The organism is Oleiharenicola sp. Vm1 (genome assembly GCF_047777955.1).
GTDB lineage: Bacteria > Verrucomicrobiota > Verrucomicrobiia > Opitutales > Opitutaceae > Didemnitutus.
Genome location: NZ_CP180537.1, coordinates 2310736 through 2330216 on the forward strand (window position 1 = coordinate 2310736; position 19481 = coordinate 2330216).

Sequence of the window (19481 nt, forward strand, 5' to 3'; positions counted from 1 at the left end):
CTCAATGAGCACCGACCCGAAACGCTGGGTGGCGGGCCACGTGGCCGCGTTGCCCAAAAGCGGTATCCGCGACTTCTTCGAACTCGTCGCCAAAATGAAAGGCGAGGGTGGCGTCATCTCGCTCGGCGTGGGCGAACCCGACTTCGTCACGCCCTGGCACATCCGCGAGGCCGCGATCTACGCGATCGAAAAGGGCAAGACCTATTACACGTCGAACCTCGGCATGCCGGAACTCCGCCGCGCGATCGCCGACTACGTGGCGCAGCACTTCCACGTCAGCTACCGCCCCGAAGATCAAATCCTCGTGGCCGTCGGCGTCTCCGAGGCGCTCGACCTCGCGTGCCGCGCGTTCCTCAATCCCGGCGACAAGGTGCTATTCCACCAGCCGTGCTACGTGTCGTATTCGCCGAGCATCGCGCTGACGCACGCCATCCCGGTCGCCGTGCCGACCTACGCGAAGGACAACTTCGCGCTCACCGCCGAGTCGCTGCGCGCCGCCTGGCAGCCCGGCTGCCGCATGCTGATGCTCAACCTGCCGTGCAACCCGACCGGCGGCACGTGCACGCGCGAGCAGCTGCTCGAGATCGCGGAGTTCTGCCGCGAGAAGGACCTGCTCGTGCTCTCCGACGAAATCTACTCGGAGCTCACGTTCGACGGCACGCACACCAGCATCGCCAGCCTGCCCGGCATGGCGGAGCGCACGATCTTCCTCCACGGCTTCTCCAAGGCCTTCGCGATGACCGGCTGGCGCATCGGCTACGCCTGCGGCCCCGCCGTGCTCATCGACGCGATGATGAAGGTGCACCAATACTCGATGCTCTGCGCCTCGATCATCGCCCAGGAGGCCGCGCTCGAAGCACTGCGCAACGGCTGGGATTCCGTCGTGAAGATGCGCGACCAATACCACCGTCGCCGCGATCTCGTCGTCCGCCGCTTCAACGAGATCGGCCTGAAATGCCACTCGCCGCGCGGGTCGTTCTACGCCTTCCCGGACGTGAAGAGCACCGGGATGAGCGAAAAGGACTTCGCCGTCGGCCTGCTCAAGGAGCACAAGGTCGCCGTCGTCCCCGGCACGGCCTTCGGCGACAACGGCCTCGGCCACGTCCGCGCCTGTTTCGCCACCAGCTACGAGCAGCTCATCGACGCCTGCGACCGGATGGAGAAGTTCGTGGCGACGCACGGGAAGCGCTGAGTTTGGTGTAGGGCAGGGTCTCCCGACCCCGCCGCGGGTGCGGCATGCGCAGAAAGGCGGGGTCGGGAGACCCCGCCCTACATTCCCGAGTATCGGCGCATGTGGCCTGTTTCGGCCCTTCCCGAATTAGCTGGCTTGAGCCGGGCGCTTCCTGCTTACAGCTTAGCGCCTATGTCACGCACCGTCGCCATCGTTGGCCGCCCCAATGTGGGCAAGAGCCGCCTGTTTAACCGACTGGCGAAGCGCCGCGTTTCCATCGTTCACGATCAGCCGGGCGTCACGCGCGACATCGTTTCCGTCGAGGTGAAGGACGGCGGCTACACCCTGCTCGACACCGGCGGCCTCGGCCTGCAGGACGCCAACACGCCAGCTAAGCTCATCAAGGCCTCCGAGGCGCAGGTGGAATTCGCGATCCGCGCCGCGTCGGTGATCCTCTTCGTCGTCGACGCCAAGGAGGGCCTCACCTCGCTCGACGAGCGCGTCGGCCAGCTGCTGCGCAAGGCGAAGAAGCACGTGATCCTCGTGGCCAACAAGGCCGATCACGGCGAGGAAAAGGTCGGCGAAGTCGGCGAGCTGTTCCGCCTCGGCTTCGGCGAGCCGCTCTTCATCTCGGCCGAGCACGGCAACGGCGAGGCGATCCTCCGCGAAAAGATTCTCGAGAAGCTGCCCGCGGCCGAGCCCGAGCCGGAGGACCACGACAAGAAGCGCCTGACGATCTGCTTCGTCGGGCGGCCGAACGTCGGCAAGTCCTCGCTCTCGAACCGCCTGCTCAAGAGCGACCGCCTGATCGTTTCCGACGTCCCCGGCACGACGCGCGACTCCGTCGAGCACGCGTTCGACTACCAGGCGCGCGACGGCCGGGTCTGGCCGTTCCGCCTCATCGACACCGCCGGCATCCGCCCGGCGACCAAGCTCTCGTCCTCGGTCGAATATTTCTCCCGCGTCCGCTCGATCGACGCCATCCACACCGCCGACGTCGTGTTCATGGTGCTCGACGCGATGGACGGCGTGACGCAGCAGGACAAGGCCATCGCCGGCGAGATCGTCAGCGCCGGCCGGCCGATCGTCGTCATCGTCAACAAGTGGGACCTGGTCTACGCCGCCTTCCGCCGCGGCGACCTGAAGCAATACGACAACGAGCGCGATTTCCGCGAGAAGTTCGAGAAGGCGCTCTACGACCGGCTGTTCTTCACGCCCGGGGCGCCGGTGATGTTCGTCTCCGCGCTCACCGGCCACGACATCGAGCGCATGCTGAAGTCCGCGCGCGCGCTCGACGAGCGCCTCGGCCGCAAGATTCCGACCGGCAAGCTCAACGCCGCCATCGTGGGCCTCACCGATCGCATGCCGCCGCCGGCGATCGGCGGCCAGCGCTTCCGCGCCTACTACGCCACCCAGACGGGCAACCGTCCGTTTCGCATCAAGATTTTCTGCAATCGCGAGGGCAACCTCACGGAACAATACCGCCGTTATCTCGAGAGCGGCCTCGTCGAGGAGTTCAACCTCGACGGCTGCCCGATCCACTTCGACCTCGTCGGCAAGAAGAAGGTCTCGATCGACGAGCGCCTCGCGCGCCGCGGACAGAAGCGCAACGAGGCCGGCGGCGGCGGCGACGACATCGATACCGATTTCGCCGGCGAACCGGTGGTGCTGGACGACTGAGTCATGCTGAAGATCGTGTTCATGGGCTCGGACGCGATCGCGCTGCCGATGCTGCACTGGCTCGCGGGCGAGGGAGCGGTGCGCGCGTCGTCGCCGTCTTCACCCAGCCGGACCGCCCGGTCGGCCGCGGCCAGAAGGTCCAGGCGAACGCGATCAAGTTGTGGGCGCAGGAGCACGGCATCCCCGTCCATCAGCCGGAAAGGCTCCGCGAGCCCGAGCTCGCCACGCTCGCCGGCTACGCCCCCGATCTCGCGTTGGTGATGGCCTACGGCCACATCCTGCGCGATGCTTTCATCGCCGCGCCCCGCCTTGGCACGCTGAACCTGCACACCTCGCTGCTGCCGAAATACCGCGGCGCGTCGCCGATCCAGACCGCCGTCGCCGCGGGGGAGCGCGTGACCGGCGTCACCCTCATGCGCATCGTGCCGGAGCTCGACGCCGGGCCGATCGCGGACGCAGAGAGCGTCGCCATCGCGTTGCGCGACACGGCGCTCGACGTCGAGGCCAAGCTCGCCGCGGCGTGCGTGCCACTCGTCGCCCGCGCCCTGCCCAGGCTCGCCGCCGGCACGCAGGCCTTTCGCGAGCAGGATCACGCCGCCGCCACCTTCTGCCGCAAGCTGGAGAAGAGCGACGGCGGGCTCGATTTCGCGCGCCCCGCCGCCGAGCTGGCCGCGCGCATCAACGGCCTGTTTCCCTGGCCGGCCACGGCGGTCGAGATCAACGGACAGCCGGTCAAGTTCGGCGCGGCCGATGTCGGGTCGTCCGACGGGGCGGAATCCGCCCGCCCCGGCGATGTGCTGGGCGCCGACGCCGAGGGCCTGCGGATCGCGACCGGCGCGGGCGTCCTGCGCATCCTGCGCCTGCAGCGCCCCGGCGGCCGGATGCTTGCCGCGGGCGAGTTTCTCCGCGGGTTCCCCATCGCGCCCGGCACCGCGCTGCCGTCGGCCGCGATGCCCCCGCTGGTCGCCGCCCGCCCGTTCCCGCGTCCGGTGCGCTGACGGGTCTTCGCTTGTTTTCGACCGGCTTTTTTCCAAGCTGCGGACATGCGAACCTGGTTTCTCCTCGGAAGTCTCGCCGCCGTCACCGCGCTGGCGCAGCCGGCGAACAACACGGCGTTCGAGATGGCGAGCCTGCGGGAGGACATCCGCGAGCTGAAGCAGCGGGTCGGCGAGCTTTCGCTCACGGTCGAGCAGCTGACGCGTGAGAATGCGGCGCTCCAGTCCAAGGCCGGCCAGAACTACGCCACCATCGATCAGCTGAACAAGGCCATCGGCGAGCTGAGCCGCTCGCTCCAGGGCGATCTCGCCGAGCAAAAGCGCGACATCCTCACGCACGTCGCCGCCCAGCTGGAGAAGATGGGCAAGCAGACCAACGCCGCGCTCGAGGCCCTGGCCAAGAACCAGGCCGCGCGCCCGGCGGTGCAGACGAGCTTCGCCGAGGATTTCCCGAAGCAGGGCATCAACTACACGGTCCAGCCGGGCGACACGCTCTCGAGCATCGCGCAGAAGAACGGCGCCCGCCTGCAGGATATCGTCAACGCCAACAAGATCTCCGATCCGACCAAGATCCGCGTCGGACAAACTCTCTTCATCCCCCTCGGCAAATAACATGGCCAAACCCCCTCCCTCCCGTCTCGGTCGCGGTCTCGGTGCCCTCATCGCCAGCGGCACGCCGGCGTCCGCCAAGCCCGCTGCCGCGCCTTCCGCTCCCGTCGCCGCCGCCGGCGCGCCGTCCCCGTCGATCGAGGGCCTGCCCGGCTACCGCGAGATCCCGGTCGCGCAGGTCGAGGCGAATCCCTACCAGCCGCGCAAGGAATTCGATCCGGCCGCGCTCGCTGACCTCGTCGACAGCATCCGCGCCGAGGGCTTGCTCCAGCCGATCGTGGTGCGCCCGGTGGGCGATAAGTTCCAGCTCATCGCCGGCGAACGCCGCTGGCGCGCGTTCCAGCAGCTGAAGCTCAAGACGATCCCGGCGCGGGTGATGACGTCCAACGACGCCTCCTCGGCCTCGCTGGCGCTGATCGAGAACCTGCAGCGCGCGGACCTCAACCCGATCGAGGAGGCGCACGGCTATGCCAGCCTCATCCGCGATTTCGACCTGACCCAGGACGCCGCCGCCCAGCGGGTTGGCAAGGGGCGAGCGACCGTGGCGAATTCGCTGCGCCTGCTCGCGCTCGATGCCGAGATCCAGGGCTACCTCGGCAAGGCCATGCTCAGCGTCGGCCACGCCAAGGTCCTGCTCGGTGTCGACGACGGGGCGGAGCGCGTCGTCCTGGCCCGGCGCGCGATCGAGGACGGCCTGAGCGTCCGTGCCCTCGAGCAGATCGTGCAGGGCCATCGCGGCGGGGCCGCGGCCGGTCCGGGCAAGAAACGCAAGATGCCCGCGGCGGAGGCGACGGCTCTGGCCGATGTGGAGAAGAAGCTCACCAGCCACCTCGGAGCCCGCGTGACCTTGCGGCACGCACCGAAGAACGGGCGCATCATCGTGGAATACCACGGCAACGACGACCTCGCCCGCGTCATGGAGCGCATGGGCGTGCGGCTCTGAGCCGCGGCGCGCCTACTTGGTCTTCGGCGCGGGGAATCCCCGCACGAGACCGGTGTCGGCCACGCGCTTGAACAGGTCGCGCATGGCCTCACTGGCGGTGTCCTCGAGAGCGTCGGCGATTTCGAAGTGGCGGAAGCCGTAGCGCCCGCGCTCCTGGATCCAGGTGATCTGGGTCTGGGTGACGATGCCGAGATCGCGGTTCGGGCGGCCCGAGGCGGCGAGCTCGGCGGTGAGCGTGCACTCGGCGTTGCCGACGCGATCGATGCGCCACTGCATGAGGTTGAGCGTGAGGAGCGGGAGATCGGGGTTGGGCGCGCGGCGGTCGGCCTCGAGGTAGTCGATGACTCCGGCGTAACCGCGGCGCTTGAACGTGTCGGTCAGGATGTTGGCGAGGGCCTGCGCGATGTCGTCGTCGAGGAACGGGCGCCAGGTCGGCGGCACGTTGATCTGCAACTGGAGGTCGGCGACCTTGGCGCCCTTCGCCTCCGACGCGGCGGCGCGGGCGGAGGCGGCAAACAGTCCGAGCGACAGGACGGCGGCCACGGCCAGGCCGCGCAGGAGGAAGGACGACGTTTTCATGGGAGTGGAGGAGGGTGTGACGACCGGATGCACTCCGCGGTTCCATTCCGGCCGGGACCGGCTGCCGGGGCCAGAACTTTGGTTGACAAAGCAGGTCGGAATCCGTTCGTTCGGCCCTTTCATGAACCTGCTCATCAATCTTTTCACGGTGGTCCTGATCCTCGTGTCGCTGTTCCTGGTGCTGGTCGTTCTCATGCAGAAGGCCAAGTCCGATGGCGGCGTGGCCGCGATGGGCGGCGGCGTGGCGGAGTCGACCTTCGGCGCCGAGACCGGCAACGTGTTGAGCAAGGCCACGATCTACGCGGCCGTCCTCTTCTTCGTCCTCAGCTTCGGCCTTTATCTGGCTCACATCTACCAGTCGAAGCACCAGGCCGCCGCCGACGCCAAGCTGCCGACGGTCACGGCCCCCGCCGCCAACCCCGCTCCGAGCACTCCGGCCCCGGCGCAAGGTGAGCCCAAGAAGCCCTAAGCTCCTTCGAAACCCGGCTCGCCGGGTTTTGTTTTTTGCGGCGCTCGCGTTTGCCGGTGTCGCGTCCGCCTCGGCCGTGGGTGCGCCCCGGCCCGAGCCCAAATACCTCGGCAGCAAGCCAGACCAGACTGAAGGCGCCCAGGTGCTGGCGGGTTTCCGCAATGTCGGCATCCACGGTCCTTACTGGCTGAAGTTCGAGCTGCGTGTCATGCCGCGCCGCGGCGACGAGCGCGTGCTCACGGGCGAGATGTTCGGTCGCCAGGGCGAAGCGGGACCGCTCACGCGGCTGGCGGTCGACGATCCGGCCAACCCCGGCGGCAACCACGGGCAGCTCTACCTGCTCCACGGCGGCGCCAATCCCGCGGCCTGGACCTGGAACCCCGGCGAGCATGGCGTGACGGCGCACCCGATGGCCCCGGCCGACTGGCTGCGCCCGGTGCAGGGCACCGACCTGACCCTCTTCGACCTTCAGATGCCGTTCCTGCGGTGGACGGATTTCGTTTACGAGGGCGTCGCCAACGTGCGCGGACGCCCCGCGCACGCCTTCCTGCTTTATCCGCCCGAGTCCTTCGCTGCCGCCACTGCCGGCGAGACCGCGCCGGCGGCGGTGCGGGTGTATCTGGACACGCAGTTCAGCGCCCTGACGCAGGCCGAGTGGCTCGGCGCGGACGGCAAGCCGCTGAAGACGGTCACGGTGCTCGATCTCAAGAAGATCGGCGAGCAGTGGCTGGTGAAGTCGATCGACCTCCGCAACCACCAGACCCGCGCCAAGACCCGCTTCGCCGTGACGGCGGCCGCGCTCGACCTCGAGCTGCCCGCCGAGGCCTTCGCCCCCGACAGCCTTTCGCAACCGGCCCCCGCCGTGCCTGGCGACAAGGTCGAGCGCCTCTGATCGGCGGCGCGTGGCCATGAGCAAGGACAACCGCCCGTTTGCGATGCAGCTCGAGGTCGAGTTTCTCGACCGCCTGAGCGAGCCCGTGCGCGAGGGCAAGGCCCGCTCGGTCAGCGAGATCATCCGCACCGCGCTGGAGCGCTTCAATCTCGAGAACGTCGTGGTCGTCCGCCCCCCGCAGCTGACGATCTCCGTGCGCCTGCCCGGGGAGGTCCGGCGCGACCTCCGGCGGGTTGCGCGCGAAAAGCACACGAGCGTCGGCCAGCTCGTGCGTTCGGCGGTGGAGGCGTTTCTCCCCCAGCTGGAATCGGCCGCGGCCGGCCAGCTCGAGATGGAGATGCCGACCTCGGTTGCCGCTGCGGAGCCGGCGCCGGCGGCGCGCGCCAAGCCGTCGCGGAAAAAGCCCGCGCGAAAAAACCGAAGGCCGGGGCGAGCGGCCGCACCGCGAAGCGGGCGGCGAAGAAGCGGCGGAAGCGCTGAGGCCGCGCGGCGCCTGCGTCGGACGGCCTATGACCGAACTCGCGCACGGCTGACTTGCGTTGGCGAATCGCGCGCCCTTAAGTCGGCCACCGATTATGAGCCAACCGCCTCCGCTCTCCGTCTGGGCCCGCAATGTCTCGCCTTCGCCGACGCTCGCGATCGATGCGAAAGCGAAAGCGATGATCGCCGCGGGTGAGGACGTGTGCTCCTTCGCCGCGGGCGAGCCGGACTTCGACACGCCGGAGTTCATCAAGGAAGCCGCGATCGCCGCGCTGAAGTCGGGCAAGACCAAGTATGCGCCGACGCCCGGCATCGAGCCGCTGCGCGCCGCCATCGCCGAGCGCTACGCGGCGGAATACGGCTACAAGATCACGCCCGCGCAGGTCGTCGTCTCGCCGGGCGGCAAATATTCCTGCTACCTCGCCGTGCTCGCGACCTGCAATCCGGGCGACGAGGCCATCGTGCCCGCGCCGTATTGGGTGAGCTATCCGGAGATGGTGAAGCTCGCCGGGGCGACACCGAAGTTCGTGTTCTGCGACGACCGGGCCGGCTTCAAGCTCACGCCCGCGGCGCTCGAGGCGGCCATCACGCCGAAGACGAAGCTGCTCATCCTCAATTCGCCGTCGAACCCGACCGGCGCGGTCTACACGCGCGCCGAGCTCGCCGCGCTCGCGGAGGTCTGCGTGAAGCACAACCTCTACGTGCTCGCCGACGAGATGTATGAGCACCTGATCTACGACGGCAACCAGCCGGTGAATTTCGCCATGCTCGGTGCCGAGGTGGAGAAGCGCACGATCACCGTGGCGGGTTTCTCCAAGACCTACTCGATGACCGGCTGGCGCCTCGGCACGCTCGTCGCGCCGGCGCCGATCGCCAAGGCCTGCGGCGAGCTGCAGAGCCAGATGTCGTCCAACGCCACGACGTTCGCGCAATACGGCGCGCTCGCCGCGCTGAAGGAGAAGGCCAAGGCGGAGGCCGCGCTGGCGGAGATGAAGTCGGCCTTCGATCGCCGGCGGAAATACCTCCACGCCGAGCTGAACCAGATTCCCGGCATCTCCTGCCTGCTGGCCGGCGGCGCCTTCTACCTCTTCCCGAACATCTCGAGCTTCGGCCTCAAGGACTCCGAGTTCTGCGCCAAGCTGCTCGAGCAGGAGAAGGTCGCGGCGGTGCCCGGCTCGTCCTTCGGCGCCGAGGGCTACCTGCGCCTGAGCTACGCGACGTCCGACGAGATCCTGCGCAAGGGCGTCGAGCGGCTCACGCGCTTCTGCGCGGGCCTGCGCAGGTAATCCCGGCGGGCATTCGCGCGGCCGGGTGCAACCGGTCGCTTTACTCGGGCGTCACCGGTGCGATGAATCTCCGCATCGCGCGCGGGTGGCCGGTCTGGGTGTCGCTTCTGTTCGCGTCGCTGGCGGTTGCCGCCGGGGCACGGGAACCGATCACGCGGACCTGGGAGGTCGGCGGCGTCAAACGCGAGGCCCTGCTCTGGCTGCCGGCGCAAACGCCGGAGGGCGGGGCGCCGGTCGTCTTCCTGTTTCACGGCCACGGCGGCACTGCCGCGCAAATCGCGCGGAGCCTGCCGGTGCCGCAGCTCTGGCCCGAGGCGCTTGTCGTGAGCATGCAGGGCCTGCCGACGCGCGGGCAGCTGACGGACCCGGCCGGCCAGAAGGCGGGGTGGCAGGCGCGGCCGGGAGCGGAGGGCGATCGGGACCTGGCGTTTTTCGACGTCGTCTGGGCGACGCTGCAGCGGGATTACCGCGTCGATGGACGCCGCGTCTACGCGACGGGGCATTCGAACGGGGGCGGCTTCACCTATTTGCTGTGGGCGACGCGGCGGAGCGTCTTCGCGGCCTTCGCGCCGTCGTCGGCGGTCGCGCCGCGCGACGCGCTGCCGCGGGAGCCGGCGCCGGTGCTGCACCTGGCCGGGAGCGCCGATCCGCTGGTGAAATTTGCCTGGCAGGAGCGCCTGATCGGCTGGCTGCGTCGGCTCGATCGCTGCGAGGGGAGGGCGTGAGTGAGGGGCGTTCGTGACGCGCTACCCATCGGCGACCGGCAATCCGGTCGTGACCTACATCCACCCCGGCGGCCATGCGCTCCCGGCGGACGCGGCGGCGACCATCGTCGCCTTCCTGCGCGCGCAGACGCGGCCTTAGCCGTTGGCGCGGAAATGGCCGCGGGGTGTCCGGTCCGGGCGGATCGGTTCGTCGAAGAGTTGAATCCTCATGATCGCCACGCTCGTCATTCTCGCGGCCCTTGTCCTCGTCACCGGCTGGGATGCCGGCGAGGGCTCATGACTTCAGCTGCGGCAGCGCTGCCGTCCACTCCTCCGCGTCGAAGCCGAGGAGGCCGACGCTCGCGCCGAGCACGAAGGGGCGCTTGACCAGCCGGCCGTCGGAGCCGAGGAGCGCGAGGGCGTCGGCCTCGGTCAGGGTCGGGAGCTTCGCGGCGAGGCCGCGTTCGCGGTATTGGATGCCCGAGGTGTTGAAGAGGCGGCGCAGGTTGCCGCCCTGGAGCTTCAGCATCCGGCGCAGCTCGGCCGACGTCGGCGGCTGCTCGTAGATCGGTCGCTCGCTGAACTCGACGCCGTGCGCGCGGAGCCATTTCGCGGCGTCGCGGCAGGTGGAGCATTTCGCGTAGGCATAGACGGTGAGGGAGGGCTGCGCCATGCGCCCGACTCAAAGCCGGCGCCGGACGACTGCAATTGCGTTGTGTCGCCGCCGCCGGGCGCAACGCTGCGGCCATGAAGAAGACTTTCCCGCTCCAACAGGCCGGCCGCGACGACGCCCGCGTGCGCGACAAGATCCGGCACGAGGTGAACAAGTTCCTCCGTCGGGCGCGCCAGCGTCCGCCCGCGGAGGGATTTCGCGGCTGGGACTTCACCTGCCGGGTCGGCCCGAGCGAGTCGGAGGCCGAACCGCGCACGCTCAAGGAGGTGGCGGGCGAGATCGACGCGATCGCCGCGCGTGGCGCGGCGCATGTCTACATCGAACTGATTCCCGTCCCCGCCCGGCGCGTGCCTGCGACGGACGAGGCGGCGGACGCCTGAGGGCGCCGCTCAGGCCTTCTTCACGAAGCAGGCCTTCAGGGCGAGGGCGACGCCGTCGATCCGGCAGTCGATCTCGTGATCGCCGTCGACCAGGCGAATGTTCTTCGCCTTGGAGCCGGCCTTGAGCACCTGCGCGCCGCCGAGCTTGAGGTCCTTGATCGTGATGATCGTGTCGCCCTCCGCGAGGACGTTGCCGTGGGCATCCTTCACCACGCGCGCCGCCTCCGGGGCCTCTTCCTTGGGCCATTCGTGGCCGCAGGTCGCGCACTCCCACTTGTCGGGGTGGCTGAGGACGTCTTCGAGGGTGCAGGCAGGGCAGGCGGGCTTCGACATGAGGGTTGAAGGTGCCGGCCGCGGTCCGGCGAGGGCAAGGGTTTTTGCGGCGATCAATGCTCGTCGACGCGCGCAGTCTTCGTGTCGATGACCGGGTCGCCGACGCCGTTGATCACGTGGGCGATGCCGCTGCCGGTCTGGCGATTGAGGCGCAGCGTGACGAGGTGGTGGAATTTCACGCCCGGCGCGGCGGGCGACTCGACGGCGTTTTCCAGGATGACCGGCGTCTGGTGGAACACGGCGTAGACGCCGAGGCCCCACGCCTCGTGCGTGCGCACGTGGCCGGCGACCTTGTAGGAGGCGAAGCCGCGCTTCGCGCCGTTCATCCACGCGGCCTGGCTCGGCGGGTCGTAGGGCAGCTCGGATTGGTAGAGGTAGGTGCGGCCGCCGTCGCCGTTCCACAACGTCTGGTAGTCCTGCGTGTGCTCGACGAACAGGCCGTAGGCGGTGACGTCGCGGCCGTTGACGACGAGGCCGTGGGCGTTGCGGTTTTTCTCCCACCCGGCGCCCGGTCCGTGGTCGGCCCGCCAGAGCCAGAGGTTGTCGAGGAGGGTGTCGTGGCTGTTGACCTCGACGAAGGTGCGCGTGCGTCCGGCCACGCTCGAGCCGGCGCGGGCGAAGAGATCGTGCAGCACGATCGGGTTGCGCGCGTGGGCGGCGGTGCTGCCCGGCGGTCCGACCTGGAGGAGCAGCGGGGACTCGGTCTCGCCGGCTTCGAGCAGGAGGCCGCTGAGGACGACGCCGTCGACATCCGCGACCGTGAGAACGGGCTGTCCGGTGGCAGAGATGAGCGTGGGGAATCCGAGGCCGAAGACGATGGTGTCGGGGCGCGTGACGACGACGGGGCCGTCGAGGCGGTAATTGCCCGGCGTGAAGAGCAGGTGCCGGCCGGCGGCGAGCGCGGCGTTGAGCGTGGCGGCGGTGTCGCGCTCCGGGCGGGCGATGTGGAACTGCGCGATGGGGAGGAAACGCCCGGGCGTCGCGCTGCGGGACCACGAGCTGCCGGCGGAAGCGCCGGGCACGAAATCGGGCACGAAGACCGCGAACTCGTCGCGGGCGTCGACCGTCAGGAAAGGCTTCTCGCGCACCAGGGGCGCCTGCGCGACGACGGTGTAGGCGGGGTCCGGCCAGCGCCCCTCCGGCGGCCGATCGACGCCGACGAAGACCATGTTCCAGCTGCTGCCGACCCAGCGGCCCCAGGTGTCGTTGCGCGAGAGCCATTGCTGCTGCGTGCCGGAGTTGACCGTGCCGTCGACCTTGCAGTCGGCCATGAAGCCGCCGCTGGCCCAGCCGCCATCCCAGAGGTTGATGTTGCCGCGCACGTGGACGCGACGGATCGACGTGCCTTGCGACACGGCCCAGATGTTCACGCCCTCGTCCTGCGTGGGCGTGACAGCGAGATTTTCGACGCTCCGCCAGAAATTGATCGTGGCATTGTTGTTCCTCATCCACGTCGCCTTCGAGCGCACGGCGCCGGTGATGTGCACGTCATCCGGCGAGCGGCCGAGGCCGGCGACCTGCATGTAGTAGCCGACGCGGACGTCGGCGCGGTATTCGCCCGGACGGAAGAGCAGCGCGTAGCGTCCGGGCCCGAACTCGCTGCGCTCCTGCGCTGTGTAGACGGCGTCGATGCGCGCCTGGATGTCGGGGTCACCGGGCGAGAAAATGAGCACGTGCGGGCCGAAGTCGGGCGCAACGGCCAACGAAACGACGGGAAGCGGGAGCAAGCCCGCGAGGAGGCGCAACAGCAGCGATTTCATCAAGGGTGCGGCGATGATGGGGAGAGGCTGCGCGCCCCGGCAACGCGGGACTGGCTCCGGTCCGGCGGGCTGTGCACCGCGCCGCGAATGGTGGCGAACTTGCGGCATTTTGGTGCACGCCTTGACAGAGAAAGTTGCGGCCGCCCGGCAGAGCTCCTGGCAGGCGTCGATCGTTCACTGCGGCGGCGTCCGCGCCGGCGACCGTCCGGCGTCGCGGTGCGGGCGCGTCCGGCGAGAGGGCCGCGCCCCGAGCGACGATCACGGCGCGCGCAGCGCGATGAGCGGATCGACCTTGGTGGCGCGTCGCGCGGGCAGCCAGCAGGCGAGGGCGGCGACCGCGAGAATCGTCAGCGACAGTCCGGCGTAGATCAGCGGGTCGTGCGGCTGCACGCCGAAGAGCGCCTGCTGCATCAGCCGTGTGACGGCGAAAGCGACGCCGAGGCCGACGACCACCCCGAGCAGCGCGAGGCGCAGGCCCTGGCCCAGCACCATCGTCATGACGTTCTCGGGCGAGGCGCCGAGCGCCATGCGGATGCCGATCTCGGCGGTGCGCTGGGCGACGAGGTAGGCCATGACGCTGTAGACGCCGATGCTCGCCAGCAGCAGGGCCAGGCCGGCGAATCCGGCGAGGAGCAGCATGGCGAGCTTCCGGTTGGCGACGCTTTGGGCGATGCGGGCGGTGAGCGGCTGCGGGTTGAGCAGCGGCAGGTCGGGGTCGATTTCCTTCAGGGCCGCGCGCACGAGCGACGCCGCGCCCGCGGGATCGCCGGCGGTGCGCACGAGGATGTTGGTGAAGTTTTCCGGACGCTGGAGGGCGGGGAGAAAGTAGTCCGGCTCGGGCGGGGTGTTGAGGGTGGTCGAGCGGACGTCGGCGACGACGCCGACGATCTGGGAAGGCAGCTGGCCCATGCCGGTGATGAGCGTGCGGCCGAGCGGGTCCTCGTCCGGGAAATGTTTCCGGGCGAAGGCCTCGTTGATGATGGCGACGTGCGGGACCTTGCTGCTGTCGCGCTCGTCGAAGTCGCGGCCGGCGCGCAGCGGGATGCCGAGCGTGGTGAAATAGCGCGGCGAGACGAGGTGGCGGTTGGCGTTGGCGCGCTCGCTCAACGCGGGCAGCGGGCGGCCGGCCACGGCGACGGGCGCGGGCGTCTGGTTGCCGGTCAGCGGCACGCGGTCGCTCACGGCCGCCGCTTGGATGCCGGGCAGGCCCTGCAGTTTCGCGTAAAGCTGCTCGTAGAACGTGACCAGCTTCTCGCCGTGATATTTCTGCGGGGAGGGAGCGATCTGGGCGACGAACACGCCGCGCGGTTCGAAGCCCGGTGCGACGCCCTGCAGGCGGGCGAAGCTGGTCAGCAGCAGGCCGGCGGCGATGAGGAGGACGAGCGAGAGCGAGATCTCGGCCACGAGGAGGCCGGAGCGCAGGCGCTGGCCGGATCCGGACGAGCCGCGCGTGGCGTCCTTGAGCGTGTCGTTGACGTCGACGCCGGCGGCCTGGAGCGCCGGGAGCAGGCCCATGCCCACACCGGTCGCGAGGGCGACGAGGAGGGCGAAGCCCAGCGCGCGCGGATCGAGACCGATCTCCAGCGCGCGCGGGATGAGGTTGTCGCCGAGCGTGACCAGCGCGCCCAGGGTCCATTGGGCGAGCAGCACGCCGAGCACGCCGCCGGTCACGGCGACGAGCAGGCTCTCGATCACCAGCTGGCGGACGACCTGGGCGCGGCGGGCTCCGAGGGCGAAGCGCACCGCGATCTCCTTGCGGCGGCCGACGAAGCGCGCGAGCAGCAGATTGGCGACGTTGGCGCAGGCGATGAGCAGCACGCAGCCGACGGCGCCGAAGAGCAGGAGGTAAGTGCGGCGCTGGTCGCCGACGGCGTCCTCGAGGAGCGGCACAAGCTCGGCGCGCGAGGGCGCGTCGACGTTTTTCGGATTCGCCGCGCGATAGGCGCCGGCGATGACGTCGAGGTTCTCCTGGGCCTGCCGGAGCGAAACGCCGGGCTTCAGGCGGGCGATGGCCTGGAAGAAGAACCCGCCGCCGTCGAGCTGCGCGGGCACGAGGAAGGGCACCTCGGCGGGGCGCGGCACCCACACCTGCTGCTGGTTGAAGGGGAAGGCGGACAGCGCGGGCGGGAGGACGCCGATGATCGTGTGCGGGCGGCCGTCGAGCACGAGCGCCTGGCCGAGCACGGACGGGTCGGCATTGAACTGCTTCTGCCAGAACGCATGGCTCAGCATCACGACCGGCTCGCCGCCGGGCCGGTCCTCGTCGGCGTTGAAGTTGCGCCCGAGAAGCGGCTGGACGCCGAGGACGGGAAGGAAGTTGGCGTCGATGTGCATGCCCGCGACCTGCTGCGGATCACCGCGGCCCGTGAGGGTGAAGCCGTTGAAGACGCCGAGGGCCAGCTCGCTGAAAACCTGCTGCCCGCCGCGGACGGCGAGGTAGCGCGGATAGGAGAACCCGATGCGGGTGAAGTTCTGCTGCTCGTTGGTGGAGCTGAGGCGCACGATCCGGTCCGGCTCGTGGTAGGGCAGCGGACGGAGAAAGACGGAGTTGATGACGCTGAACAGCGCGACGTTGGCGCCGATGCCGAGGGCGAGCGCGAGGACGGCGACGAGGGTGAAGCCGGGAGACTTGGCGAGCTGGCGCCAGGCGTAGCGGAGGTCGGTGGTCATGGGTCAGGGGAAACGAAATGCTTTGCTCCGCGCGGCCGCCGGGGCGCTGGACTCCGGACAAGCGAGGGCGCGGGGCGGGGAGCGAAAAGCGTGGAGAGGGGCGGGAGGCAGGTCTGGCCGCGCCGGCGGGGTTGAGGGGAGGGACTGGGCGAGGCGAGTGAGCGGCGGAACCGCGTGGCGAGCGCGTCACTCGGTGCGCAGCGCCTCCATCGGGTCGATGCGAGCGGCGCGATGGGCGGGCAGCCAGAGAGCGAGCAGGCCGACGAGCGCGGTGAGGACGGCGACGACGAGGTAGACCAGCGGGTTGTTCGTCATGCCGGCGCCAAAGAGGCTTTGCACCGGCCGGGTGAGCAGGAAGCCGCCGAAGAGACCGATGACGAGGCCGACCGCGATCTGGCGCCCGCCCTGCGCGAGGACGAGCCGCAGCACCTGGCCGACCGTGGCGCCGAGCGCCATGCGCACGCCGAACTCGCGCGTGCGGCGGCGGACGGCGAGCGACATGACGCCGTAGACGCCAATCGAGCCGAGGAAGAGGGTCACGAGGGCAAAAATGCCGGCCATGACACCGACGATGGTGAAGCCGCGGGCGGCCTGGGCCGTGACGGTGGTCAGCGTGCCGATGGAGTGAATGGGCTGGTTGGGATCGAGCGAGGCGATGGCCTTGCGGACGGGCGCGACGTATTGGAGCGGGTCGCCCTTGGTGCGGATGAAGATATCGAGCCAGCCCCAGCCCATCTGGTCCTGCACGAGGTAGAAGCCCGCCTCGTCGATGCCCGGGGGCGCGAACAGGCCCTGCATCTTCAGGTCGGGCACGACGCCGACGACGGTCAGCCATTCGCCCTCCGGGGTCTGGGCGCTCAGGAAGCGGCGGCCCACGGCATCCTGGCCGGGCCAGAACTTGCGGGCGAACGATTCGTTGACCACCGCCGCGCGGACCTTGAGCGAGTGTTCGCGGGCGTCGAAGAGGCGGCCGCGCAGCGCGGAGACGCCGATGAGCTTGAAGTAGTCGGTGGAGACGACCTCGAGCCACGTGGACGGGCGGTCGTTGGGGTGGGCGAACACCATGCCCTCGGGGGCCACCTGGGTGGGGACGCCGTTGCCGATGAAGTTGCGGCTGGTCACAGCCACGGAGTCGACGCCGGGCTCGCTCTGCAGGCGTTGCATGAGCTCGCGGAAGAACTGCGCGCGCTTCTCGACGGACGGATACACCGCGTCGTGAATTTCGATGCGGCCGGTGAGCAGGCGGTCGGGCTCGTAGCGGAGGTTGGCCTGCCGGATGTCGAAGACCGTCCAGCCGACGACGCACGCGGCGACGAGGAGCGCGGACGAGAAGGCGATCTGGGCGGTGACGAGCCAGCGCGCGAGGCGGCCCAGGCCCATGCTGGAGGCCGCGCGGGCATCGTCCTTCAGCGCGGTGTTGACGTCGAGGCGCGAGGCCTGGAGGGCCGGCATGATGCCGGCGAAGAGTCCGGCCAGCACCGTGAGGAGGATGGTCGCGCCGATGATGCGATAATCGAGACGGAAGTCGAACCAGTCGGGCGTGTAGGGCTGGTGCGCCAGGTGGGTGTTGAGCAGGTCGACGCCGATCAGCGCGACGACGAAGCCGCCGAGCGCGCCGAGGGCGGCGAGGACAAAGGCCTCGCCGAGGAGCTGGCGGACGAGGCGGAAACGGCTGGCCCCGACGGCGGCGCGGACGGCGAGCTCGCGCGTGCGCTGGGCAGCGCGGCCGAGGAGCATGTTGGCGACGTTCACGCAGGCGAGGGCGAGGATGAACACCGTCATGGCGAGCAGCAGGGCGAGGATCGGGATCGTGCCGCCGCCGGCGTAGGCGAAGGCGATTTTCTCGATGTCCATGCGGTTGTAGCCGCGGTTGCTGTCCGGCCACTGCTGCTCGAGCAGGGCGGCGATGCCGTCGAATTCGGCGCGCGCCTGCTCGACGGTGACGCCGCGCTTGAGGCGGCCGATCAGCTCGGCGCGATCGACCGGCGTGGTGCGCGGGTCGTTCGGGCCCGGGCGGAGATTGACCCACAGCCGCTCGGAGCCGGGGAACGAGAAATACGGCGGCATGACGCCGATGATCGTGCCGGCGACGCCGTTCACGCTCAGCGGCTGGCCGAGCACGCCGGGGTCGGCGGCGAACTCCTCCTGCCAGAGCTTGTGCGAGAGCACGATGAGCAGCGGCTGGCCGATTTGGTCCTCCGCGGCGGTGAACCAGCGGCCGAGCATCGGCTGGACGCCCATCAGTTCCGGGACGTTGTAGGTCACGAAGCCGCCCGGATGGTGCGACGGGATGCGGCCCGGCGCGCTGAGGTTCATGCCTCCCGAGGTCGACCCCACGAGGACGTCGAAGGAGGTCTGGCGCTCGCGGAAGGCGAGGAAATCGCGGTAAGGCAGCGATTCCCAACCGTCGCGTCCCTGACTCGCCGGGCTGAGGCGGCCGATGTGCATGACGCGCTGGGCGTCCGGCGCCGGAATGCCGCGCAGCAGGATGCCGTCGATCAGGCTGAATTGGGTGGCGACCAGCCCGATGCCGAGCGCGAGCGAGGCGGCGGCGGTGAGACTGAAGCCCGGCTGCAGGCGGACCTGGCGAAATGCGAGTCGGAGGAACTGCATGGGGTAGGTGCCGGCGGGCCGGCCGGGGGAGCGTTATTTCGACACGATCATGCCGTCGGCCAGGCGGATCACGCGCGAGCCGTAGGAGGCATTTTCCTCGGAGTGCGTCACCTGGATGATGGTGGTGCCTTCCTCGTTGAGCTTCTTGAAGAGCTTCATGATCTCGCGGCCCTGGTCGCTGTGCAGGTTGCCCGTCGGTTCGTCCGCGAGGATGAGCGAGGGCTTGGCGATGAGCGCGCGCGCGACGCCGACGAGCTGCTGCTGGCCGCCGGAGAGCTGGTTCGGGTAGAGGTCCTTCTTGCCCACGATGCCAAAGCGGTCGAGCACGTCGCAGACGACGGACTCGCGTTCCTTTTTCGGAATGTCGCGGTAGGAAAGCGGGATCTCGAGGTTCTCGTAGACGGTGAGGTCGTCGAGGAGGTGGTAGCTCTGGAAGACGAAGCCGATGTGTTTTTTCTGCAGCTCGAAGCGCTTCTTTTTGTCGAGCTTGTGGATGGGCTCGTCCAAGAGGGTGAACTCGCCGTTCCAGGCGCTGTCGTGCAGGCCGAGGATGTGGAGGAGTGTAGACTTGCCGGAGCCCGACGGGCCCATGATGGAAGTGAATTCGCCCTCGCGGATCTCGAGGTTGACGTTGCGGAGGGCGTAGAAGACGCCGCCTTTGAGCGGGTAGACTTTTTCGACGTTACGGAGGGAGATCATGAACAGGAGAATGTCGGAGCGACGAGGGGCGCCAAGCGCTTAGGAGATGAGCTCCGGCGGCGGCGGCCAGGCGGGACGTTGCTTGGCGGCGGGACGCGTGGGCTTGGCGGCATCGCGCGCAGGCGCGGCTGCGGCTGGCGGGACCGCGGGTGCGCTGTCGTTGATCGTGCTGCCGTCGTTCGGCGCGGGCCGGTCGGCGGGCTCGGCAGGCTTGGACTCGTGGCGTCCGAGTTCAGGGCGGGCGTCGTTACCCGGCGGTTCGGTCGCACTGGCGAGCGTCAGCACCGCGAGAGAGGCGACGAGGGTGAGGGAGCGGGCGACGGGAAGACGCAGGGGCCTGACGATCCGAGTGCGGCGACGAAGCGTGAGCGGGCACGATTCCTGGAGCGGGGCTTCCATGGTGCCGCCGGGTTTGCACGGTGCATGCCACGAAATACGAGGGATGTGGAGTGTTGGTGTAGAGCGGCTTGCGCGGGATGGTGGCGCGGCAACTCGCGCGCGAAGCTCGGAAGCGAAATTTGGCCGTCCCAAACTCGGGACGGAAA

The 19481-nt window shown here is 69.4% G+C and carries 20 protein-coding genes; 12 read left to right on the forward strand and 8 right to left on the reverse strand.

Going from position 1 to position 19481, the window contains the following annotated elements; translation table 11 throughout:
* The first annotated feature begins 4 nt into the window (after window positions 1–4).
* From ACMYLB_RS11330 to ACMYLB_RS11350, 5 genes are all read left to right on the forward strand, one after another.
* Window positions 5–1192 (forward strand): pyridoxal phosphate-dependent aminotransferase, encoded by a 1188-nt coding sequence (locus ACMYLB_RS11330; RefSeq protein WP_415911021.1) that lies wholly within the window; start codon window positions 5–7, stop codon window positions 1190–1192.
* A 171-nt stretch (window positions 1193–1363) separates the two neighbouring features.
* Window positions 1364–2851: a ribosome biogenesis GTPase Der gene (der, locus tag ACMYLB_RS11335; RefSeq protein WP_415911022.1), complete on the forward strand. Its 1488-nt coding sequence runs from the start codon at window positions 1364–1366 to the stop codon at window positions 2849–2851.
* 56 nt (window positions 2852–2907) lie between these two features.
* Window positions 2908–3849, forward strand: coding sequence for a methionyl-tRNA formyltransferase (gene fmt / locus ACMYLB_RS11340; protein WP_415911065.1), 942 nt, complete (start codon window positions 2908–2910; stop codon window positions 3847–3849).
* A gap of 45 nt (window positions 3850–3894) precedes the next feature.
* A complete protein-coding gene (locus ACMYLB_RS11345) occupies window positions 3895–4458 on the forward strand; it encodes a LysM peptidoglycan-binding domain-containing protein (protein ID WP_415911023.1) in 564 nt (187 codons plus the stop codon).
* Window position 4459: 1 nt separating this feature from the next.
* A complete protein-coding gene (locus ACMYLB_RS11350) occupies window positions 4460–5398 on the forward strand; it encodes a ParB/RepB/Spo0J family partition protein (RefSeq protein WP_415911024.1) in 939 nt (312 codons plus the stop codon).
* A gap of 12 nt (window positions 5399–5410) precedes the next feature.
* Here ACMYLB_RS11350 and ACMYLB_RS11355 read toward each other — a convergent pair whose 3' ends face one another.
* Window positions 5411–5977 (reverse strand): hypothetical protein, encoded by a 567-nt coding sequence (locus tag ACMYLB_RS11355; RefSeq protein WP_415911025.1) that lies wholly within the window; start codon window positions 5975–5977, stop codon window positions 5411–5413.
* A gap of 121 nt (window positions 5978–6098) precedes the next feature.
* Here ACMYLB_RS11355 and secG point away from each other — a divergent pair, with 121 nt between their 5' ends.
* From secG to ACMYLB_RS11385, 6 genes are all read left to right on the forward strand, one after another.
* Window positions 6099–6446 carry a preprotein translocase subunit SecG gene (gene secG, locus ACMYLB_RS11360; RefSeq protein ID WP_415911026.1) on the forward strand — a complete coding sequence of 116 codons (348 nt, stop codon included), beginning with the start codon at window positions 6099–6101 and terminating at the stop codon, window positions 6444–6446.
* A 76-nt stretch (window positions 6447–6522) separates the two neighbouring features.
* Window positions 6523–7338, forward strand: a complete 816-nt coding sequence (locus ACMYLB_RS11365; RefSeq protein ID WP_415907125.1) for an outer membrane lipoprotein-sorting protein — start codon at window positions 6523–6525, stop codon at window positions 7336–7338.
* 16 nt (window positions 7339–7354) lie between these two features.
* Window positions 7355–8014, forward strand: coding sequence for a hypothetical protein (locus ACMYLB_RS11370; RefSeq protein ID WP_415907126.1), 660 nt, complete (start codon window positions 7355–7357; stop codon window positions 8012–8014).
* Window positions 7914–9104 (forward strand): pyridoxal phosphate-dependent aminotransferase, encoded by a 1191-nt coding sequence (locus tag ACMYLB_RS11375; protein ID WP_415907127.1) that lies wholly within the window; start codon window positions 7914–7916, stop codon window positions 9102–9104. Before ACMYLB_RS11370 ends, ACMYLB_RS11375 begins: the two co-directional genes overlap by 101 nt.
* A gap of 62 nt (window positions 9105–9166) precedes the next feature.
* Window positions 9167–9829 carry an alpha/beta hydrolase family esterase gene (locus ACMYLB_RS11380; protein WP_415907128.1) on the forward strand — a complete coding sequence of 221 codons (663 nt, stop codon included), beginning with the start codon at window positions 9167–9169 and terminating at the stop codon, window positions 9827–9829.
* A gap of 13 nt (window positions 9830–9842) precedes the next feature.
* On the forward strand, window positions 9843–9968 hold the full coding sequence (locus ACMYLB_RS11385) for a hypothetical protein (RefSeq protein WP_415907129.1): 126 nt from the start codon (window positions 9843–9845) through the stop codon (window positions 9966–9968).
* Between the two features lie 135 nt (window positions 9969–10103).
* Here ACMYLB_RS11385 and ACMYLB_RS11390 read toward each other — a convergent pair whose 3' ends face one another.
* Window positions 10104–10481 carry an arsenate reductase family protein gene (locus tag ACMYLB_RS11390; protein ID WP_415907130.1) on the reverse strand — a complete coding sequence of 126 codons (378 nt, stop codon included), beginning with the start codon at window positions 10479–10481 and terminating at the stop codon, window positions 10104–10106.
* A gap of 74 nt (window positions 10482–10555) precedes the next feature.
* Here ACMYLB_RS11390 and ACMYLB_RS11395 point away from each other — a divergent pair, with 74 nt between their 5' ends.
* Window positions 10556–10861, forward strand: a complete 306-nt coding sequence (locus tag ACMYLB_RS11395; protein ID WP_415907131.1) for a DUF6172 family protein — start codon at window positions 10556–10558, stop codon at window positions 10859–10861.
* Window positions 10862–10870: 9 nt separating this feature from the next.
* Here the strand turns inward: ACMYLB_RS11395 and ACMYLB_RS11400 are convergent, their stop codons facing one another.
* The 6 genes from ACMYLB_RS11400 to ACMYLB_RS11425 all read right to left on the reverse strand — a co-directional run bounded on the left by ACMYLB_RS11400 (window position 10871) and on the right by ACMYLB_RS11425 (window position 19335).
* Window positions 10871–11194 carry a zinc ribbon domain-containing protein YjdM gene (locus tag ACMYLB_RS11400; protein WP_415907132.1) on the reverse strand — a complete coding sequence of 108 codons (324 nt, stop codon included), beginning with the start codon at window positions 11192–11194 and terminating at the stop codon, window positions 10871–10873.
* Between the two features lie 53 nt (window positions 11195–11247).
* On the reverse strand, window positions 11248–12954 hold the full coding sequence (locus ACMYLB_RS11405; RefSeq protein WP_415907133.1) for a coagulation factor 5/8 type domain-containing protein: 1707 nt from the start codon (window positions 12952–12954) through the stop codon (window positions 11248–11250).
* Between the two features lie 258 nt (window positions 12955–13212).
* Complete coding sequence (locus ACMYLB_RS11410; RefSeq protein WP_415907134.1) at window positions 13213–15624, reverse strand: ABC transporter permease; 2412 nt, start codon at window positions 15622–15624, stop codon at window positions 13213–13215.
* Window positions 15625–15810: 186 nt separating this feature from the next.
* Entirely contained in the window at window positions 15811–18237 is a 2427-nt protein-coding gene (locus ACMYLB_RS11415) for an ABC transporter permease (RefSeq protein ID WP_415907135.1), read from the reverse strand.
* Window positions 18238–18270: 33 nt separating this feature from the next.
* A complete protein-coding gene (locus ACMYLB_RS11420; RefSeq protein ID WP_415907136.1) occupies window positions 18271–18936 on the reverse strand; it encodes an ABC transporter ATP-binding protein in 666 nt (221 codons plus the stop codon).
* A 39-nt stretch (window positions 18937–18975) separates the two neighbouring features.
* A complete protein-coding gene (locus tag ACMYLB_RS11425) occupies window positions 18976–19335 on the reverse strand; it encodes a hypothetical protein (RefSeq protein WP_415907137.1) in 360 nt (119 codons plus the stop codon).
* Window positions 19336–19481 lie beyond the last annotated feature (146 nt).

Bases quoted from the DNA above. Each gene is read 5' to 3' on its own strand.
- ACMYLB_RS11330 (WP_415911021.1), top strand. From the start codon at position 5: ATGAGCACCGACCCGAAACGCTGGGTGGCGGGCCACGTGGCCGCGTTG.
- der (WP_415911022.1), top strand. From the start codon at position 1,364: ATGTCACGCACCGTCGCCATCGTTGGCCGCCCCAATGTGGGCAAGAGC.
- ACMYLB_RS11345 (WP_415911023.1), top strand. From the start codon at position 3,895: ATGCGAACCTGGTTTCTCCTCGGAAGTCTCGCCGCCGTCACCGCGCTG.
- ACMYLB_RS11350 (WP_415911024.1), top strand. From the start codon at position 4,460: ATGGCCAAACCCCCTCCCTCCCGTCTCGGTCGCGGTCTCGGTGCCCTC.
- ACMYLB_RS11355 (WP_415911025.1), bottom strand. From the start codon at position 5,977: ATGAAAACGTCGTCCTTCCTCCTGCGCGGCCTGGCCGTGGCCGCCGTC.
- secG (WP_415911026.1), top strand. From the start codon at position 6,099: ATGAACCTGCTCATCAATCTTTTCACGGTGGTCCTGATCCTCGTGTCG.
- ACMYLB_RS11370 (WP_415907126.1), top strand. From the start codon at position 7,355: ATGAGCAAGGACAACCGCCCGTTTGCGATGCAGCTCGAGGTCGAGTTT.
- ACMYLB_RS11375 (WP_415907127.1), top strand. From the start codon at position 7,914: ATGAGCCAACCGCCTCCGCTCTCCGTCTGGGCCCGCAATGTCTCGCCT.
- ACMYLB_RS11380 (WP_415907128.1), top strand. From the start codon at position 9,167: ATGAATCTCCGCATCGCGCGCGGGTGGCCGGTCTGGGTGTCGCTTCTG.
- ACMYLB_RS11390 (WP_415907130.1), bottom strand. From the start codon at position 10,481: ATGGCGCAGCCCTCCCTCACCGTCTATGCCTACGCGAAATGCTCCACC.
- ACMYLB_RS11395 (WP_415907131.1), top strand. From the start codon at position 10,556: ATGAAGAAGACTTTCCCGCTCCAACAGGCCGGCCGCGACGACGCCCGC.
- ACMYLB_RS11400 (WP_415907132.1), bottom strand. From the start codon at position 11,194: ATGTCGAAGCCCGCCTGCCCTGCCTGCACCCTCGAAGACGTCCTCAGC.
- ACMYLB_RS11405 (WP_415907133.1), bottom strand. From the start codon at position 12,954: ATGAAATCGCTGCTGTTGCGCCTCCTCGCGGGCTTGCTCCCGCTTCCC.
- ACMYLB_RS11410 (WP_415907134.1), bottom strand. From the start codon at position 15,624: ATGACCACCGACCTCCGCTACGCCTGGCGCCAGCTCGCCAAGTCTCCC.
- ACMYLB_RS11415 (WP_415907135.1), bottom strand. From the start codon at position 18,237: ATGCAGTTCCTCCGACTCGCATTTCGCCAGGTCCGCCTGCAGCCGGGC.
- ACMYLB_RS11420 (WP_415907136.1), bottom strand. From the start codon at position 18,936: ATGATCTCCCTCCGTAACGTCGAAAAAGTCTACCCGCTCAAAGGCGGC.
- ACMYLB_RS11425 (WP_415907137.1), bottom strand. From the start codon at position 19,335: ATGGAAGCCCCGCTCCAGGAATCGTGCCCGCTCACGCTTCGTCGCCGC.